This is a genomic window from Klenkia terrae (genome assembly GCF_037083865.1).
Taxonomy (GTDB): domain Bacteria; phylum Actinomycetota; class Actinomycetes; order Mycobacteriales; family Geodermatophilaceae; genus Klenkia; species Klenkia terrae.
The window spans coordinates 53,545-70,561 of record NZ_JBAPLV010000001.1; the positions used below are offsets into that span (position 1 = coordinate 53,545).

The 17,017-nt window shown below is 76.1% G+C and carries 22 protein-coding genes and 1 riboswitch; of the genes, 7 read left to right on the forward strand and 15 right to left on the reverse strand.

Features of this window, described 5'->3' with window-relative positions:
• Positions 1–31 precede the first annotated feature (31 nt).
• The 7 genes from cobA to UXQ13_RS00285 are packed head-to-tail and all read right to left on the reverse strand — an operon-like array spanning position 32 to position 7,830.
• Positions 32–1,267 (reverse strand): uroporphyrinogen-III C-methyltransferase, encoded by a 1,236-nt coding sequence (cobA, locus tag UXQ13_RS00255; protein WP_225234329.1) that lies wholly within the window; start codon positions 1,265–1,267, stop codon positions 32–34.
• Entirely contained in the window at positions 1,267–2,319 is a 1,053-nt protein-coding gene (gene cobT / locus UXQ13_RS00260) for a nicotinate-nucleotide--dimethylbenzimidazole phosphoribosyltransferase (protein WP_225234330.1), read from the reverse strand. The genes cobA and cobT overlap by 1 nt, the downstream gene beginning before the upstream one ends.
• A complete protein-coding gene (cobC, locus tag UXQ13_RS00265; protein ID WP_225234331.1) occupies positions 2,316–3,329 on the reverse strand; it encodes an Rv2231c family histidinol phosphate aminotransferase CobC in 1,014 nt (337 codons plus the stop codon). Before cobC ends, cobT begins: the two co-directional genes overlap by 4 nt.
• Positions 3,326–3,739 carry a cobalamin biosynthesis protein gene (locus tag UXQ13_RS00270; protein WP_225234332.1) on the reverse strand — a complete coding sequence of 138 codons (414 nt, stop codon included), beginning with the start codon at positions 3,737–3,739 and terminating at the stop codon, positions 3,326–3,328. Before UXQ13_RS00270 ends, cobC begins: the two co-directional genes overlap by 4 nt.
• A gap of 32 nt (positions 3,740–3,771) precedes the next feature.
• Positions 3,772–5,145 (reverse strand): cobyrinic acid a,c-diamide synthase CobB, encoded by a 1,374-nt coding sequence (locus tag UXQ13_RS00275; RefSeq protein WP_225234333.1) that lies wholly within the window; start codon positions 5,143–5,145, stop codon positions 3,772–3,774.
• On the reverse strand, positions 5,142–5,756 hold the full coding sequence (cobO, locus tag UXQ13_RS00280) for a cob(I)yrinic acid a,c-diamide adenosyltransferase (protein ID WP_225234334.1): 615 nt from the start codon (positions 5,754–5,756) through the stop codon (positions 5,142–5,144). The genes UXQ13_RS00275 and cobO overlap by 4 nt, the downstream gene beginning before the upstream one ends.
• Before the next feature lies 1 nt (position 5,757).
• The gene (locus UXQ13_RS00285; protein WP_225234335.1) at positions 5,758–7,830 is read right to left on the reverse strand and encodes a putative cobaltochelatase; all 2,073 of its coding nucleotides are present in this window, start codon (positions 7,828–7,830) and stop codon (positions 5,758–5,760) included.
• 38 nt (positions 7,831–7,868) lie between these two features.
• Positions 7,869–8,006, reverse strand: a riboswitch (cobalamin riboswitch).
• 28 nt (positions 8,007–8,034) lie between these two features.
• Between UXQ13_RS00285 and UXQ13_RS00290 the strand changes: the two genes are divergently transcribed.
• Genes UXQ13_RS00290 through UXQ13_RS00300 form a run of 3 tightly spaced genes read left to right on the forward strand, consistent with a single transcriptional unit; the run spans position 8,035 to position 9,217 of the window.
• Positions 8,035–8,499: a hypothetical protein gene (locus UXQ13_RS00290; protein WP_225234336.1), complete on the forward strand. Its 465-nt coding sequence runs from the start codon at positions 8,035–8,037 to the stop codon at positions 8,497–8,499.
• The gene (locus UXQ13_RS00295) at positions 8,496–8,927 is read left to right on the forward strand and encodes a hypothetical protein (RefSeq protein ID WP_225234337.1); all 432 of its coding nucleotides are present in this window, start codon (positions 8,496–8,498) and stop codon (positions 8,925–8,927) included. Before UXQ13_RS00290 ends, UXQ13_RS00295 begins: the two co-directional genes overlap by 4 nt.
• Positions 8,924–9,217, forward strand: coding sequence for a transcriptional regulator (locus UXQ13_RS00300; protein WP_225234338.1), 294 nt, complete (start codon positions 8,924–8,926; stop codon positions 9,215–9,217). The genes UXQ13_RS00295 and UXQ13_RS00300 overlap by 4 nt, the downstream gene beginning before the upstream one ends.
• Here the strand turns inward: UXQ13_RS00300 and UXQ13_RS00305 are convergent.
• Positions 9,204–9,755: a DUF1990 family protein gene (locus UXQ13_RS00305; RefSeq protein WP_225234339.1), complete on the reverse strand. Its 552-nt coding sequence runs from the start codon at positions 9,753–9,755 to the stop codon at positions 9,204–9,206. The two genes, UXQ13_RS00300 and UXQ13_RS00305, sit on opposite strands and share 14 nt — an antisense overlap.
• A gap of 18 nt (positions 9,756–9,773) precedes the next feature.
• Here UXQ13_RS00305 and UXQ13_RS00310 point away from each other — a divergent pair, with 18 nt between their 5' ends.
• Positions 9,774–10,853 carry an AbrB family transcriptional regulator gene (locus UXQ13_RS00310; protein ID WP_225234340.1) on the forward strand — a complete coding sequence of 360 codons (1,080 nt, stop codon included), beginning with the start codon at positions 9,774–9,776 and terminating at the stop codon, positions 10,851–10,853.
• 28 nt (positions 10,854–10,881) lie between these two features.
• Here the strand turns inward: UXQ13_RS00310 and UXQ13_RS00315 are convergent, their stop codons facing one another.
• The gene (locus tag UXQ13_RS00315) at positions 10,882–11,448 is read right to left on the reverse strand and encodes a type II toxin-antitoxin system PemK/MazF family toxin (protein WP_225234341.1); all 567 of its coding nucleotides are present in this window, start codon (positions 11,446–11,448) and stop codon (positions 10,882–10,884) included.
• Positions 11,449–11,635: 187 nt separating this feature from the next.
• Between UXQ13_RS00315 and UXQ13_RS00320 the strand changes: the two genes are divergently transcribed.
• Positions 11,636–11,845 carry a hypothetical protein gene (locus UXQ13_RS00320; protein WP_225234342.1) on the forward strand — a complete coding sequence of 70 codons (210 nt, stop codon included), beginning with the start codon at positions 11,636–11,638 and terminating at the stop codon, positions 11,843–11,845.
• Between the two features lie 6 nt (positions 11,846–11,851).
• On the opposite strand, the gene UXQ13_RS00325 is transcribed toward UXQ13_RS00320, so the two are convergent.
• Complete coding sequence (locus UXQ13_RS00325) at positions 11,852–12,277, reverse strand: VOC family protein (protein ID WP_225234343.1); 426 nt, start codon at positions 12,275–12,277, stop codon at positions 11,852–11,854.
• Positions 12,278–12,343: 66 nt separating this feature from the next.
• On the opposite strand from UXQ13_RS00325, the gene UXQ13_RS00330 reads away from it, so the two are divergent.
• Positions 12,344–12,853, forward strand: coding sequence for a class I SAM-dependent methyltransferase (locus UXQ13_RS00330; protein WP_225234344.1), 510 nt, complete (start codon positions 12,344–12,346; stop codon positions 12,851–12,853).
• Positions 12,854–12,897: 44 nt separating this feature from the next.
• Here UXQ13_RS00330 and UXQ13_RS00335 read toward each other — a convergent pair whose 3' ends face one another.
• Entirely contained in the window at positions 12,898–13,488 is a 591-nt protein-coding gene (locus UXQ13_RS00335) for an MSMEG_1061 family FMN-dependent PPOX-type flavoprotein (RefSeq protein ID WP_225234345.1), read from the reverse strand.
• A gap of 77 nt (positions 13,489–13,565) precedes the next feature.
• Between UXQ13_RS00335 and UXQ13_RS00340 the strand changes: the two genes are divergently transcribed.
• Positions 13,566–13,949: an acyl-CoA thioesterase gene (locus tag UXQ13_RS00340; RefSeq protein ID WP_225234346.1), complete on the forward strand. Its 384-nt coding sequence runs from the start codon at positions 13,566–13,568 to the stop codon at positions 13,947–13,949.
• 92 nt (positions 13,950–14,041) lie between these two features.
• Here the strand turns inward: UXQ13_RS00340 and UXQ13_RS00345 are convergent, their stop codons facing one another.
• The 4 genes from UXQ13_RS00345 to UXQ13_RS00360 are packed head-to-tail and all read right to left on the reverse strand — an operon-like array spanning position 14,042 to position 16,939.
• The gene (locus UXQ13_RS00345) at positions 14,042–14,461 is read right to left on the reverse strand and encodes a DUF1810 domain-containing protein (RefSeq protein WP_225234347.1); all 420 of its coding nucleotides are present in this window, start codon (positions 14,459–14,461) and stop codon (positions 14,042–14,044) included.
• On the reverse strand, positions 14,458–14,802 hold the full coding sequence (locus tag UXQ13_RS00350) for a hypothetical protein (RefSeq protein WP_225234348.1): 345 nt from the start codon (positions 14,800–14,802) through the stop codon (positions 14,458–14,460). The genes UXQ13_RS00345 and UXQ13_RS00350 overlap by 4 nt, the downstream gene beginning before the upstream one ends.
• Complete coding sequence (locus UXQ13_RS00355) at positions 14,799–16,298, reverse strand: cobyric acid synthase (RefSeq protein ID WP_225234349.1); 1,500 nt, start codon at positions 16,296–16,298, stop codon at positions 14,799–14,801. The genes UXQ13_RS00350 and UXQ13_RS00355 overlap by 4 nt, the downstream gene beginning before the upstream one ends.
• Complete coding sequence (locus UXQ13_RS00360; protein WP_225234350.1) at positions 16,295–16,939, reverse strand: lysophospholipid acyltransferase family protein; 645 nt, start codon at positions 16,937–16,939, stop codon at positions 16,295–16,297. Before UXQ13_RS00360 ends, UXQ13_RS00355 begins: the two co-directional genes overlap by 4 nt.
• Positions 16,940–17,017 lie beyond the last annotated feature (78 nt).

The window sequence follows — 17,017 nt, forward strand, 5'->3', positions numbered from 1 at the left end:
CACCGGCCACGACCCCATGATCACCGCCGGGTCAGGCGCCTAGCGACACCACGTCGCCGACCACCCACACTGCCGGCGGGCGGACGGCCTCGTCGGTGATCGTCCGGCCGAGGTCGGCCAGGGTGGTGCGGAGCAGGCGCTGGGTGGGGCTGGCGCCGTCCACGACCACGGCGACCGGGGTGTCGGCGGCCCGGCCGTGCTCGACCAGGGACGCCGCGATGGCCGGTGCGGTCTCCACGCCCATGAGCACCACCAGGGTGCCGCGCAGCCGGCCCAGCGAGGGCCAGTCCACCAGCGACGCCGGGTGCCCGGGCGGCACGTGACCGGAGACCACGACGAACTCGTGGGTCATGCCGCGGTGGGTGACCGGCACGCCGGCCAGCCCGGGGACGCCGATCGCGCTGGTCACCCCGGGCACCACCTCGACCGGCACCCCGGCGGCGGCGCAGGCCTCGAGCTCCTCGAAGCCACGGCCGAAGACGAACGGGTCGCCGCCCTTGAGCCGCACCACCCGCTTGCCGGCCAGCGCGTGCTCGACCAGCAGGGCGTTGATCTGCTCCTGGGCCATCGACCGGCCGCGCGGCAGCTTCGAGGCATCGACCACCTCGACGTGCGGGGGCAGCGAGGACAGCAGCGACTGCGGCGCCAGGTGGTCGGCGAGCACGACGTCGGCCGCGGCCAGCGCCTGCCGGCCGCGCACGGTCATCAGGCCCGGGTCGCCGGGCCCGCCGCCGACGAGGACCACGCTGCCGCGGCCGTCGGTGGGTCGGGAGGTGGTGTCGGCGATCGTGCCGTCGGTGAGCCCGGCCAGCACCGCGTCCCGGATGCCGACGGCGCGCTGCGGGTCGCCGCCGCCGTGCACGCTGACCACGACGTCGCCCTGGCGGCCCACCGCCGGCGTCCAGACGCTGGAGCGCGAGCGGTCGTCGGCCCGGGCGCAGAAGATCCGCCGGGAGTCCGCCTCCTCGGCGACGGCCGCGTTGACCTCGGGCACGTCGGTGGCGGCCACGGCGTACCAGGCCTCGGCCAGGTCGCCGGGCTCGTAGCCGCGGCGCAGCCAGGTCAACCCGCCCGGTGCGACGAGGGCCTCCAGCGCGGGGGTGACCTCGGGGCTGACCACGGTGACCACGGCGTGCGCGTCGAGCAGCCCGGCGACCCGGCGGTGGGCGACCTGGCCACCGCCGACGACGACGACGCGGCGGCCGCCCAGCCGCAGGCCGATCGGGTAGACCGACCCGGTGCGCGGGTCGACCGGGGTGGCGGGCATCAGGCCTTCTCGGTGACGCCGGCGGAGTCGAACGTGGCCACGTCGGCCAGCGCCCGGGCCGCTGAGGCGACCAGCGGGAACGCCAGCAGCGCGCCGGTGCCCTCGCCCAGCCGCAGGTCCAGGCCGAGCAGCGGACGCAGGCCGAGGTGCCGCAGGGCGAGGGCGTGACCCGGCTCGGCGCTCACGTGCCCGGCCAGCACGTGCTCCAGCGCGGCCGGGGACAGCGCGGCGGCCACCAGGGCGGCCGAGCCGGCGATGACGCCGTCCAGCAGCACCGGCACCCGGGCCGCGGCGGCGCCGAGCACGAAGCCGGCCAGCGCCGCGTGCTCCAGCCCGCCCACCTGGGCCAGCACGGTCAGCGGGTCCTGCTCGCCGTCCAGCCGGGCGAGCGCCCGCTCCACGACGGCCACCTTGCGGGCCAGCGTCGGGTCGTCCACGCCGGTGCCGCGGCCGGTCGCGGCGGACGGCGAGGAACCGGTGAACGCGCAGATCAGCGCGGCCGAGGCGGTGGTGTTGGTGATGCCCATGTCCCCGGTGACCAGGCAGGCGTGGTCCGCGGCGAGGTCGGTGGCCACCTGGATGCCGACCTCGACCGCCCGGCGGGCCTCGTCGAGGGTCATGGCCGGGCCCTCGGCCAGGTCGGCCGTGCCGCGTCGGACGTTGCGGTCGAGGAACCCCGGCGCCGGTGCCGACGGCGTGGCCACCCCGACGTCCACCACCACGACGTCGGCCCCCAGCTGCGCGGCGAAGGCGTTGACCACCGCACCGCCGGCCACGAAGTTGGCCACCATCTGCGCGGTGACCTCCTGCGGCCACGGGGTGACGCCCTGGGCGTGGACGCCGTGGTCGCCGGCGAACACCGCCACGGCCGCGGGCACCGGCAGCGGCGCCGGGCAGGCGCCGGCGATCCCGGCCAGCTGGGCCGCGACGTCCTCGAGCACGCCGAGGGAGCCCGGGGGCTTGGTCATCCGGTCCAGCCGCTCCCGCGCGGCGCGCTCGGCGGCGGCGTCGCGGGGGCGGATCGCGGAGAGGGTGTCGTCGAGCAGGGTCATGATCGCTCCAGGATCGCAGCCAGCGCCGCGGTGAACGCAGCCGAGGTGGTGGGGTCGCGGACGGCGACCCGCAGGTGGTCGGGCGCCAGCCCGGGGAAGGTGTCGCCGCGGCGGACGGCGAAGCCGGCTGCGCGCAGCTCGCGGCGGACCCGGTCGGCGTCGGGCAGCCGCAGCAGCACGAACGACGACCGGGGCTGCCCGACGACCTCGACCCCGGCCGGCAGCAGGTCCAGCAGCGCCCGACGGTGCCCGGCCAGCTCGTGCGCCCAGGTCTCCGCCTGCGCGAGGGCCGCCGGGGTCGAGCAGGCCTCCAGCGCGGCCAGCGCCGGCGTGGACACCGGCCAGTGCGGCTGGACGGCGGCCAGCGCGGCCACCAGGTCCGGTGGTCCCAGGGCGTAGCCGACCCGGAGCCCGGCCAGCCCCCAGGTCTTGGTCAGGCTGCGGACCACCAGGAGGCCGGGCAGGTCCCGGCGGGCGGCCAGGGACTGCGGCTCGCCCGGGTCGGTGTCGGCGAACGCCTCGTCCAGCACCACGGTGCGCCCGGGGCGGCACAGGGCGGCGACGTCCCCGCCCGGGTGCAGCACCGACGTCGGGTTGGTCGGGTTGCCCAGCACCACCAGGTCGGCGTCCTCGGGCGGCGGGGTCAGCAGGTAGGACGGCGCGTCGAGCAGGTGCCGGTGCACCGCGTGGCCGTGCGCCCGCAGGGCGGCCTCGGGCTCGGTGAACGAGGGGTGCACGACGACGGCGTGCCGCGGCGCCAGGGCCCGGGCGACCAGCGTGAACGTCTCGGCGGCCCCGGCGGTGAGCAGCACCTCGTCCTCCGGTCGGCCGTGCGCGGCGGCGACCGCGGCCCGGGCGCGGGCCGGGTCGGGGTAGGCGGCGCAGGCGTCGACCGCGTCGTGCAGGACGGCGCGCAGCCACGCCGGGGGACTACCGGACCGTACGTTCACCGCGAGGTCGACCAGGCCGGGCGTGGCCTCGACGTCCCCGTGGTGCCGGAGGTCGGTCACCGGCGGACGACGGCGACGGTCACCGCGCCGACCACGGTCTTGGGGACGACGAGGTCGCCACCCCCGGCCAGCGCCGCGGCCTCGGCGACCGACGGCGTGCCCACCGCGGCGGCCACCCGTGCGGACGGGGTGGGCACCGCGACCGCGGCCAGCTCCTCGGCCGCCAGCCCGGCCAGCGACCAGCCGCGGGCGGCCACGGCCTGCTGCACCCCGGGCTCGGCGGCCCGTCGGTCCAGGGTGACCAGCCCGGTGACCACGGCACCGGCGGGCACCACGGCGTCCACCGCGGCCAGCACCGCGTCGGCGCTGACCCCGGCCCGCGCCCCCACCCCGACCACCACCCCGGCGTGGATCAGCTCAGCTGATCCACGGCCGTCCTGGTTCACCGGCGTCGGCGAGCCAGGACGCACGGTGGTGCACCCAGCTGATCCACGCCGGGCGGTCACGAGGGGACGGCGGTGCGCACCCGGGCGGCCGCGGCGACGAACCGGGAGGCCATCCCCGGCGACCCGGCCCAGTTCAGGTGCAGGTAGGAGGCGTGCACGTTGCCCTCGACGAACCCCTCCGGGCCCTCGGCGTTCCACTGCCAGGCCGGCGTGGGCCCGGCGCCGGGGGAGGTGCGGGTGCGGTGGAACTCGTGGCCGCGGACCCGGGTGCCGGCCGGGGCCAGCACGCTGTCGGTCAGCGCCACGGCCGCCCGGTAGCCCAGGGCGAGGCGGGGGTGCATCGCGGCCTCGGCGTCCAGCACGCCGCACATCGGCTCGCCGTCGAGGGCGCGGGCCAGGTAGAGCAGTCCGGCGCACTCGGCCGCGATCGGCGCGCCGGAGGCCGCCAGCTCGGCGATCGCCGTCCGCAGGCCGACGTTGGCGGCCAGGGCGGGGGCGTGCACCTCGGGGAAGCCGCCGCCGACGACCAGGCCGGCGGTGCCCGGCGGCAGCGTCTGGTCGCGCAGCGGGTCCACGGTGACGACGTCGGCGCCCGCGGCGGCCAGCAGCTCGGCGGTCTCGGCGTAGCCGAAGGTGAAGGCCGGGCCGCCGGCGACGGCGACCACCGGCCGGCCCTCGGTGCGGGTGACCTCGGCGGCCGGGTCCCAGGGGGCGTCGTCCAGGTCGGGGGCGCTGCGGGCCAGCCGCAGGACGGCGTCCAGGTCCACGCTGGACCCGACGACGGCACCCAGCGCCCGCACCGTGCGCACCGCCTCGGCCGACCGCTCGGCCGCCGGCACCAGGCCCAGGTGGCGGGACGGCGTCTCCAGGTCGGTGATCCGGCGGACCGCGCCCAGCACCGGTACCCCGGCCGAGCCCAGCGCCTCGCGCAGGATCGCCTCGTGCCGGTCGGAGCCGACCCGGTTGAGGATCACCCCGCCCAGCCGCACGGTGGGGTCGAAGGTGGCGAAGCCGTGCACCACCGCGGCGACGCTGCGGGCCTGCGCAGAGGCGTCGACCACCAGCACGACCGGCGCGCGCAGCTGGGTGGCCACGTGCGCGGTGGAGCCGAAGCCGGGCTCGACGGAGGGGTGGCTGGCGCCGTCGAACAGGCCCATCACGCCCTCGACCACGGCGACGTCGGCGCTGCGGGCGCCGTGCAGGAACAGCGGGACGATCCGGTCCTCGCCGACCAGCCAGTTGTCCAGGTTGCGGCCGGGCCGGCCGGCGGCGAGGCCGTGGTAGCCGGGGTCGATGTAGTCCGGGCCCACCTTGTGCGGCGAGACGGCCATGCCGCGGTCGGTCAGCGCGGCGATCAGCCCGGTCGCGATCGACGTCTTGCCGGCGCTGGAGGACGGCGCGGCCAGCACGATGCGCGGGATGGCGGTCACCACTCGATCCCCCGCTGGCCCTTCTGGCCGGCGTCCATCGGGTGCTTGACCTTGGTCATCTCCACGACCAGGTCGGCGGCCTCGACGAGCGCCGGGTGCGCGGTGCGCCCGGTGATGACGACGTGCTGGTTGCCGGGTCGGTCGCGCATCGTCTGCACGACGTCCTCGACGTCGACCCAGCCCCACTTCATCGGGTAGGTGAACTCGTCGAGCACGTAGAACCTGTGCGCCTCGGCGGCCAGGTCGCGCTTGATCTGCGCCCAGCCCTCGGCGGCGTCGGCGGCGTGGTCGACCTCCGAGCCGGCCCGGCGGGACCAGGACCAGCCCGAGCCCATCTTGTGCCAGACCACCGGCCCGCCCTGGCCGGTCTGCGCGTGCACCTCGCCCAGCGCGGTCAGCGCGTTCTCCTCGCCGACCTTCCACTTGGCGCTCTTGACGAACTGGTAGACCGCGATCGACCAGCCCTGGTTCCACGCCCGCATCGCCATCCCGAAGGCGGCGGTGGACTTGCCCTTCATCTCCCCGGTGTGCACCGCCAGCAGCGGCCGGTTGCGGCGCTGCCGGGTGGTGAGCCCGTCGACGGGGACCGCCGTCACCTGTCCCTGGGGCATGTCAGGCAGCCGCCTTCACGGTCGAGACGAGTTCCTGCGCGCCCAGTTCCTCCAGGCACAGCGTCTGCGCGCCCAGGTGGACGCCCAGGGTGTGCGCGAGGCCGAGCTTCACGAACCCGGACTCGCAGTCCACGACGACGCTCGCGGTGCCGGCGGCCTGCAGCAGCCCGGCGGCGCGGTGCGCCTGTGCGAGGTGGTCGGTGCCGCGCTCGCCGGTGGCCCGGCCGTCGGTGACCACGACCAGCAGCGGACGGCGGCGCGGGTCGCGCACCCGCTCCACCCGCAGCGTCTCGTGCGCCCGCAGCAGCCCGGCGGCGATCGGGGACCGGCCGCCGGTGGGCAGGTCGGTCAGCCGCGCGGCCGCGGCCTCCACCGACCAGGTCGGCGGCAGCGCGAGGACGGCGTCGGAGCCGCGGAAGGTGACCAGCCCGACCTTGTCCCGGCGCTGGTAGGCGTCGGTCAGCAGCGAGAGGACGGCGCCCTTCACCGCGGCCATCCGGGTGCGCGAGCCCATCGATCCCGAGGCGTCGACGACGAAGAGCACCAGGTTGCCCTCGCGGCCCTCCAGGTCGGCCTGCCGCAGGTCCTCCCGGGCCAGCCGCAGCCCGGGACCGGAGCGACCGCGGGCCAGCTGGTGCGGGGCGGCGGCGAGCACGGTGTCCACCAGGTGCAGCCGGGTCACGCTGCCCTCGGGACGGCGGGAGCCGACCACCCGGCCGCGCTCGCTGCGGGCCCGGGACCGTCGTCCGGCGACGCCGTCCCCGATGCCGGGGACCTCGAGCCGGCGGGCGCGGAACGCCTCGTCGGGCGCCACGGCGGCCCGCTCGGGCGCCGGTGCGGCCTCCGCGTGGGGGGCGTCGTCGGTCGGGGGCGAGGGATCCCCTCCCGAACCCTGGGCCGCGGACCCTTCGGTAGGGGCTCCCTCGCCTGCCTCGGAGGAGGGCTGGTCGGGGCCCTGGCCCGGATCCGGGGAGCCGCCGTCCGGGGAGCCGCCGTCCGGGGAGCCGCCGTCCGGGCCGCCGTCGCCCTCGGGGGCCGTGTCGTCCGGGTCGGGCTCGGGGTCGTCGGGGCGGGCGTCGTCCAGGGCCTGCTCGAGGGTGTCCTCGTCCAGGCCGGGGGCGTCGAAGGGGTTGCGGCGGCGGCGGTGCGGCAGGGCCAGGCGGGCGGCGACCCGGACGTCGTCCTCGGTCACGTCGGTGCGGCCCGACCAGGCGGCGTGCGCGATCGCGGCCCGGGCGGTGACGATGTCGGCGCGCAGGCCGTCGACGCCGAAGGCGGCGCAGACCGCGGTGACCTGGGACAGCGCGGCGTCGCCCAGCACCACCTGCGGCAGCAGGGCGCGGGCGGCGGCGATCCGGTCGGCCAGCGCCGTCTCCTCGCCGGCCCAGCGCGCCTCGAACCCGGCCGGGTCGGCGTCGGCGGCGAACCGGCGGCGCACGACCTCGGCGCGCAGGCCCGGCTCGCGCGGGGCGGCGACCTCGACGGTGAGCCCGAACCGGTCCAGCAGCTGGGGGCGGAGCTCGCCCTCCTCGGGGTTCATGGTGCCGACCAGCAGGAACCGGGCGGCGTGCTGCACCGAGACGCCCTCGCGCTCGACGTAGGCCCGGCCCAGCGCGGCGGCGTCCAGCAGCAGGTCGACCAGGTGGTCGTGCAGCAGGTTGACCTCGTCGACGTAGAGCACGCCGCGGTGCGCGGCCGCCAGCAGGCCGGGCTCGAAGCTCTTCACGCCCTCGGTCAGCGCGCGCTCGATGTCCAGCGAGCCGACCAGCCGGTCCTCCGAGGCACCGACCGGCAGCTCGACGAGCCGGGCCGGGCGGGTCTGCGCACCGGCGCCGGGCTCGTGCGGACCGTCCGGGCAGGCCGGGTCGGGCGCCGCGGGGTCGCAGCCGAACCGGCACCCGGGGACGACGTCGACCGGCGGCAGGACGGCGGCCAGCGCACGGACCGCCGTCGACTTGGCCGTGCCCTTCTCACCGCGCACCAGCACGCCGCCGACGGCGGGGGAGACGGCGTTGAGGAGCAGGGCCAGGCGCATGTCGTCCATGCCGACGACCGCGCTGAACGGGTAGACCACGGGTGCGCATCCTCTCCCCGGGTGTCCGCGCCCGGAGGTGGCAGGTGGCGACGGCCGCAGTTCCTGGCTCACCCCGGGGGGCTGACAGTGGCGGGACCGCGCCGGAGTCGCACCGGCTTCCTGCACTGCCGTCGCAGTTCGCCGCCAATGAGACCACGCCCGATGACTTGACGATTCGGAAAGTCGTCCGGCAGACTTTCCGACATGGAAAGAGACGATGCGGTGCGGGACCGGGCGGTGGCCGACCTGGCTGCCCTGCAGACCGACCGGGCGGCGCTGGCCGACCGGCTGCGGCAACCGGGGTGGTACGACCCGGCGCTGGGGGTGCTGGTCGGGGGCTTCTTCGCGACCTACTCCTTCGCCTTCCCGTGGCTCACCCTGGTCGCGGTGCCGGTCTTCCTCGGCGGGATCGCCCTGCTGGCCGCCGGCTACCGGCGGCACACCGGGCTGTGGGTGAACGGCTTCAACGGCGGACCGTCCACCAAGCCGGTCATCGCGGCCTGGGGCGCCGCGTGCCTGGTCCTGCTCGTCGTCGGGCCGGCGCTCGAGGTCGGGTTCGGCGTCCGGTACGCGATGGTGGTGACCGGCGTCGTCCTGGGTGTCGCGGCCGCGCTGCTCAGCCGCCGCTGGACGACGGTCTCCCAGCGCGAGCTGCGGGGCGAGCGATGAGCGCCGACCGGGACCGCGCCGCCGCCGACCTCGCCGCGCTCGACCGCGACCGGGCCGCGCTGGCCGACCGGGTGGCGCCCCCGCGCTGGTTCGGTCCGGCGATCGGGCTGCTGCTGTTCGCCTTCGTCTCCTCGAACGCGCTGGACTCCCCGTGGGTCACCGCGCCGGCCGTGCTGGTGTTCGGCCTGGGGATCGGGCTGCTCGTCGGGGTCTACCGGCGCTCCACCGGGGTGTGGGTGCACACCCCGCCCCGGGTGCTGGCCGGCTGGGCGGCGTTCGTCCTCGTGGTGCTCGTGCCGGCGTTCGCGCTCGGCGACGAGCGACCGTGGCTGTTCGTGGTGGCCGGCGCGGTGCTGGGGATCGCGGTCGCCGTCCTGTCCGCCCGGTGGACCCGGGCCTGGCAGCGCGAGCTGCGGGAGGGGGTGTGACCACCGTCGAGCCCCGCTTCGACCAAGTGGTGCACGCCCCGCCGCGGCTGCAGGTCTGCGGGCTGCTCGCCGCGGTGGACTCGATGGACTTCGCCGCCGTCCGCGACGCCGTCGGGGTGAGCGACTCGGTGCTGTCCAAGCACGTCAAGCAGCTCGAGGACGCCGGCTACGTGCGGGTCCGCAAGGCCACGGTGGCCTCCCGGCAGCGCACCTCGCTGTCGCTGTCGCCGGCCGGCCGGTCGGCCTTCACCGCGCACGTCGCCGAGCTCCGCCGGATCACCGGCGGCTGATCCGGTCCACCGGCCCTCGGGTCGGGTGGACCAGGGCCCGGCGGTACCGACGTCGGTAGACCCGCTGGGCCACCAGCAGCAGCGGGAACAGCGGTCGCCAGATCCCCGTCCCGGGGCGGGTCAGGGACCGCAGGGTCAGCCAGACCGCACCCTCGGCGTCCCGGTGCACGACGAAGGCCTCCTCGCCGGAGACGGGGTGCCCCGGGCGGGTGCCGTAGGCGAAGCCCCTGCGGTCGGGGGTGTCCACGACGGCCACCACCCGGATCGGCTCGCGCACGCGCAGGGGCCCGACCGCGGCGACGAGCACCAGGTCCGCACCGGTGGTGACCGGGCCGGGCGGGTGGACGGCGAAGCCGCTGCGGGGCTTGACCGCCCACCGCATCAGCGCACCCGCCGCGGTCCAGGCGTCGTCCCCCCGACCCACCAGCACGGTCTCCTCGTGCACCCGGGAACCGGGGGCGTCGGGGTCCCACCGGGCGTCGGCCGGGCGGGTCGCCCCCGGGAACGGGTACCCGAGGTCCGGGGCGGCAGGGTCCACGCCGCCATCCTGCCCGCGGTGACCTGGGTCCTGGTGCTTCAGTGGGCGGTGATGAACCGGCGGCTGCTCCTGGACTGGCTGGGTGTGCTGGCGGTCGCGGCGGCCCTGTCGGGGCTGCTCACCCTGCTCGGCGTGCCCTCGGCGACGCTCTTCGCCGGGCTGGCCACCGGGCTCGGCCGGGCGCTGCTGGTCCGCCGGAAGCTGGTGCTGCCCCGGCACGGCATGACCGGCGCGCAGGCCGTCGTCGGCGTCTCGATCGGGGCGCTGGTCTCGCTGTCCACGCTGCAGGCGGTGGCCCGGGACTGGCTGCCGGTGGTCGGGGTGACCGTCGGGACCCTGCTGCTCAGCCTGGTCGCCGGCCGGCTCATGGCCCTGCGCGCGGGGGTCAGCCGGGTCACCGGGGCGTTCTCGATGATCGCCGGCGGGGCCTCCGGGATCACCGTGATGGCCCGGGAGCTCGGCGCCGACGCCCGGATGGTCGCCGTCCTGCAGTACCTGCGGGTGCTGCTGATCGTCGTCACGATGCCCGTGGTCGCCGCCGTCGTCTACGGCGCCGCGGGCACCGACGCCGGGACGCCGGCCGACGCCGGTCCCGGGGCGTGGGCGGGCCTGCTGTTCACCGTGGTGAGCGTGGTCGTCGGCATCCCGCTGGGCCGGCTCAGCCGCATCCCGGTGCCCGCGCTGCTGGGGCCGATGCTGGTCGCCGCCACCCTCGACCTGACCGGGCTGTCCCGGGACGCCGCGGTGCCCGCCCTGCTGGAGAGCGCCGCGTTCTTGGTGATCGGCCTGCAGGTCGGCCTGTCGTTCACCCGGGAGAGCCTGGTGGTGGTCGGCCGGGCCCTGCCGCTGGCGCTGGCGCTGATCGTGGGCCTGGTGCTGGCCTGCGCCGGGCTGGGGCTCGTCCTGTCCGCGACCGCCGACGTCAGCCCGCTCACCGCCTACCTGGCCACCACGCCGGGCGGCCTCTACGCCGTGCTGGCCACGGCCACCGACAGCGGGGCCGACGCGACCGTGGTGCTCGCCGTCCAGGTGCTCCGGTTGTTCGTCATGCTGCTGACCGCACCGCTGGTCTCCCGCTGGCTCCGCCGCGGGGGTTGAGCGCGGGCCGCACTCACCAGCCCAGCACTCACCAGCCCAGGACGCGCCGGGCCTCGGTGGCGACCTGGTCGAACCGGCGACGGTCCAGCACGGCGCCCTCGCGGCGGACGTCGGCCGGGTCGACCCGCAGCACCCGGTCCACCCGCACCTCGCTGGGCCGGCCCTGGCGGTCCCACGCCCCGGTGCCGATGTCCACCCACACCCGACCGAGCCGGGCCTCGTCGGCGGCGTCCCGGTCGTGGTCCTTGCTGGTGAGCATCAGCCCGAGCAGGTCGGTGCCCGACCGGCCGACGACCAGCACGGGCCGGTCCTTGCCGCGGCCGTCGCCCTCCTCGAAGGGCACCCATGCCCAGACGATCTCGCCGGGGTCGGGCCGGCCGTCCTCGCGGGGGGCGTAGGAGATCTCGCCGCGGCCGGCGAAGTCGCCGGCGCCCGGGTTCTGCCGCGGGGCGCCGGCCGGGGGGAGCGGGTTGCGCCGCGCGGTCGGTGCCGGCTCGGCCCGGGGACGTCGGGGAGCCGACGTCGTGGGCCGGGTGGCCTCCCGGACGACGGTCGACACCACCCGGGACAGCAGGGACTTCCAGCCGGTAGCCATGGAGGACGACGGTAGGGGGTGCGATCCTGACCCGGCGCGCCGGCCCGACACGCCGACCGCCGTGGGACCAGCGTGATCCCTGTCATCCGATGGGGCGAATCGTCGAATTCCACGGTTGCGATTCGGTCGATCTGGTCATGGAATGGGGACTCGGGCGCTCGCGGCGTCCGTACGGGGGAGGTACCACGTGACCACTGCAGAGCCCGTCCGCCCGGTGGCCGCACCAGGCCTGTACGGCACCTCGCGCGTGCGCGCCAGTGCCCTGGCCTCCTACCAGCTGGTCGAGGACGCCCGCGACCGCATACCCGAGCACGTGCGCAAGCGCCAGCGCACCCGGGCCCGCAACGAGCAGGCCGTCGCCGCCCGGCTGGTCGCCCGCGAGTTCGAGCGGGAGTGACCGGCCTCAGCTGATGCAGAGCTCGTTGCCCTCCGGGTCGGCGAGCGTCACCCAGGTCGACGGGCCCTGGCTGCCCCGGTGCAGCTCGCGGGCGCCCAGCCCCACCAGCCGGGCCACCTCGGCCTCGATCTGCTCGCGGCCCACCCGCACGTCGAGGTGCACCCGGTTCTTCACCGTCTTGGGCTCGGGCACCCGCTGGAAGAGCATCCGGGGCGCGGTGCCCTCGGGGTGCACGATCGCCGCGCCGACGGCCCAGACCAGCGCCCCGCGGTGGTGGGTGGTGTCGGACTCCGCGGCGTGGCCGGCGTTGACCATCCGCCGGATGAAGGCCTCGTCGCTGGGCTCGCGCTCCCAGCCCAGGGCCTCGGCCCACCAGTCGGCGAGGTCGTGCGGGGCGGCGGAGTCGACGGTGACCTGGAAGGTGTGTGCCATGGCGGCACGCTAGGGCAGGGGTCCGACGGTTCTGCGGGTCGCGGCGGGCCGGGTTAGCGTCCCTCGGTGCCGATCAGCTCGCCCGAGGGCAAGGACTGGACCCGCAAGAAGATCACCGACCTGGCGCCCGCGTCGCTGCTGGACGTCGGGGCCGGCGCCGGCACCTACGCGAAGCTGCTGGCCGACGCCCGCCCGCTGCGGCTCACCGCCCTCGAGGTGTTCGAGCCCTACGTGGAGACCTACGGCCTGCGCGACCTCTACGACGAGGTGCTGCTGGGCGATGCCCGCACCACCGAGCTGCCCGCCGCCGACGTCGTCGTGCTGGGCGACGTGGCCGAGCACATGACGGTCGAGGAGGCGCAGGACCTCTGGGACCGGGCCGGGCAGGCGGCCGGGCGCGCGGTCTACATGTCGATCCCGATCGTGCACTACCCGCAGGGCGAGCTGGAGCACAACCACCACGAGGTGCACGTGGTCGACGACTGGGACCACGACAAGGTGCTGGCCGCGTTCCCCGGGATCACCGACTTCTTCCGCGGCGAGGTCGTCGGGGTCTACGAGCGCCGCACGGACTAGCTGATGGAGTCGCAGCGCTCGGGGAACGATGCGCTGCGACTCCGCTAGAGCTCCTGGGCGAGCTCCGCGCGCATCTCGCTGTCGGCCTGGTCGGGGGAGACCCCGGCGGTGTGCTCGCGCCAGACCTTGCCCATCGGCGGGAAGACCGAGCGGTGCACCTGGACGCCCGGGTCCCACAGCTTGGAGCGCATGACCGCCTTGGCGCAGTGGAAGTAGGCCCGCTCCACGTCCATCACCATCACCGACAGCGGCTGCTTGCCGAACTCGGTGAGGTCCAGGGCGACGTCCTCCGGCGCGACCAGGCGGCAGCGGCCGTAGACCCGCAGCGTCTCCTCGATGCCGGGCACGAAGAACATCAGCGCCGCCCGAGGGTTGGCCGTCAGGTTGCGCAGGCTGTCCACCCGGTTGTTGCCCTGCCGGTCGGGCAGCGCCAGCGTGTGCCGGTCGACCACCCGGACGAAGCCCGGGCCGCCGCCGCGGGGCGAGACGTCGGGGAAGCCGTCGGGGTCGACGGTGGCCAGGGTGGCGAAGGGCGACAGCTCGACGAACCGGGCGCAGTGGTGGTCGACGTGGTCGATCACCTTCGCGACGGCTCGCGGGGACGCGGTCGGGTAGCAGTCGACGACACCGGTCATCTGCCCAGGAGACCACGTCCGGGGACGGGTGACGAGTGCTCCGGGTGCGCGTCGTCACTCGCCTACCGTCTGCCCCCGTGGCAGTCACCTGGAGCGCGCCGGTCCGGTACAGCGAGTGCGACGACCAGCGGGTCGTGTTCAACGCCAACTACCTGGTCTGGGCCGACGAGGCATCCAACGCGTGGTGGCCGTCGGTCGGCCTCACCTGGGACCCCGACGGCGTGGCCGGCGTCCAGCCGTTGGTGAAGGCCGCGGTCCTGGAGTGGTCGTCGTCGGCGGTCTGGGGCGACGTGGTCGACGTGGTGTGCGACCTGGAGAAGCTGGGGCGGACCAGCCTGACGCTGCGGTTCGAGGTCCGGGTCGGCGACCGGCTGTGCTGCGTCGTCCGGTCGACCTACGTGGCGACGACGGACGGGGTCGCCGTCCCGTGGCCGGACCGGGTGCGCGCCGCCGTCGCCTGACCGCGCGTGCGTGGCGGCCAGCAGCCCGGGGTGGGCCGCCGTGCGGTGGGGGAGGCCGCGGTCGGCGGCGGCTCACCCCACCGCGGCGCGGCTCACCCCCGCGGGCGCAGCAGGCGGAGCGTCGCGTCGTCCGGGCCGTCGTACCAGTGCTCGAGGACGGCGGGGAACCGCGGCTCGTCGGGCTCGGCGGCGCCGAAGAGGGTCATCGAGGAGCGGAGCTTGACGTCGTCGGGTGAGCCGAGCACGGCCGACGCCGTCGTCCCGGTCAGCCCCAGCAGCACGTCGCAGGCCTCCCGCAGCCGCGGGCCGAGCACCGGGTGGGCCAGGTAGGAGCGGGCCTCGTCCAGGTCGGCCACGGCGTAGTGCTGCGCGGTCGACGAACGGCCCAGCCCGGCCAGCTGCGGGAACACGAACCACATCCAGTGCGTGCGCTTGCGCCCGGCGCGCAGCTCGGCCAGGACGTCGTCCCAGACCGGGTCCTGGGCGTCCACGAAGCGCTGCAGGTCGCTCACGGTGCCACCGACCGGACCAGCGTCACCGCGTCGCCCAGGGTCAGCCGGGGGTCGGCCCGGCGCACCGCCCGGACCCTCGGTACGTCGCCGTCGATGCGGCTGACCGTGGCGTGCACGCGCTCCGGGGGCCAGTCGGCCAGGGCCCCCTGCGAGATCTCCGCGGCGTCGCGCCGACGGACCTCGAGCACGGCGGCGTAGGCCGCGGCGAGCGCGGCCACCACGAGCAGGACCCCGGTGAGCGGCCGGCCGTCGGCGAAGGAGGAGGTCGCGAACGCGGCCAGGGCCAGCACCAGCACCAGCGCGAGCACGACGGGGAGGGTGAGGGACCGGCGGGAGGTCACGTCGTCCAGCCTGCCCCCGGCGGCAGCATCGGCAACCCGGCCGGCGCGCCGCCCTCGATCAGCCGCCACAGCGCGTCGGTGTCCGCGTGGGACTCGACCAGGTCGCCGAGGGCGTCCAGCCGCGCCTCCCGGACGGCGGCGAAGTCGGTGTCGGCCGCGGCGGTGAACCGGCGCCCGGTGGTGGTCGCGACCTCGGCGAGGAAGGCCCGGCGGAAGTCGTCGTTCTCCAGCGCGCCGTGCCAGGTGGTGCCGGAGACCGCCCCGACCCGGACGCCGTCCAGGAACGGCTCGCCGGCGTCGGCGGTGACCACGCCGTGGTGGATCTCGTAGGCGGTCACCGGGTGCCCGCGCCAGCTCCCGGCCGGCCGGCCGAGGGTCTTCTCCCGGGCGAACACGACGTCGGTGGGCAGCAGGCCGAGCCCGGCGACCGTGCCGGACCGGGACTCGACGTCGTCGGTGATCGTGCGGGCCAGCATCTGGTGGCCGCCGCAGATGCCCAGCACCGGTCGGCCCTCGGCGGCCCGCCGGGCCAGGGCGGCGTCCAGGCCGCGCTCGCGCAGCCAGGCCAGGTCGGACACGGTCGACCGGGTGCCGGGCAGCACCACCAGGTCGGCGTCGGCCAGCTCGGCGGGGTTCGTCGCGTACCGGACCAGGACGCCGGGCTCGGCGGCGAGGGCGTCCAGGTCGGTGAAGTTGGACAGCCGGGGCAGCCGCACCACCGACACCCGCAGCACGTCCTCGCCGACCGGGGGCAGGGCCGGGCCGCGGTCGCCGTCCAGGTCCAGGGAGTCCTCGACGTCCAGCCACAGCCCGGGCAGCCAGGGCAGGACGCCCAGGGTGGGCCGCCCGGTGAGCTGCTGCAGGGTGTCCAGGCCGGGGGCGAGCAGCCGGGTGTCCCCGCGGAACTTGTTCACCAGGAACCCGGCCACCAGCGCCTGGTCGGCCGGCGGCATCAGCGCGACGGTGCCGTACAGCGCGGGGAACAGCCCGCCCCGGTCGATGTCGCCGACCACCACCACGGGCAGGCCGGCCGCGGTCGCCAGGCCCATGTTGGCGATGTCGGTGTCCCGCAGGTTGATCTCGGTGGGGGAGCCGGCGCCCTCGCAGACCACCACGTCGAAGCGCGACCGCAGGTCCGCCAGGCTGGCGAGCACCTGCTCGAACAGCTGCGCCTTGAGCCTCCGGTAGCTCATCGCGGTGACGTCGGTGACCGCCTTGCCGAGCACGACGACCTGGCTGGAGTTCTCCCCGCCGGGCTTGAGCAGCACCGGGTTCATCGCAGCCTCGGGCTCGACCCGGGCGGCGGCGGCCTGGAAGACCTGCGCCCGGCCGATCTCCGCGCCGTCGGCGGTGACCCCGGAGTTGTTGCTCATGTTCTGCGCCTTGAACGGCGCCACGGAGACGCCCTGCCGGACCAGCCAGCGGCAGATCCCCGCGGTCACCACGGACTTGCCGGCGTCCGACGTCGTCCCGGCCACCAGCAGCGCGCCGCTCACCAGCCGGTCTTCTCCTGACCGGACAGCGCGTGGATGGCCTCCATGATCCGGTCGGTGACCACCCGCCGGGCCGGTCCCCTCCCGGCCAGGCCGCGCTGCTCCGGAAAGGTCAGCGGCTCGCCGAACGTGATGGTCACCTTGGCCGGCCGGGGCCAGGCGGCGTCGACGGGCTGCACCCGGTCGGTGCCGTGCACGGCGACGGGGACGACGGGGCAGTCGGCGGTCAGCGCGAGCCAGGCCACCCCGGTCTTGCCGCGGGCCAGCTTGCCGTCGCGGGAGCGGGTGCCCTCGGGGTAGATGCCGAACGCCTCGCCGGCGTTGAGGGCGGCCAGCACCGTGTCCAGCCCGGCCTGCGCCGCGCGCTGGGACTGCCGCTCGACCGGCCGGGCGCCCAGCGCAGTGAACACGGTCTTGGTCAACCAGCCCTTGATGCCGGTGCCGGTGAAGTACTCGGCCTTGGCCAGGTAGCCGACCTTGCGCGGGGCCATCAGCGGGATGGCGATGGAGTCGATGAACGACAGGTGGTTGCTGGCCAGCAGCACCGGCCCGGTCAGGGGCACCCGGTCCTTCCCCACCACCGTGGGCCGGCAGGTCAGGATGAACAGCGGGCGCAGCACGAAACGGGCCAGGAGGTAGAACACCCGGACAGATCCCTCCCTCTCGAGCTCGGCGACCCGGGCATCATCCCCCGAGGCCGTCGAGACCCGACGAGGGACCCG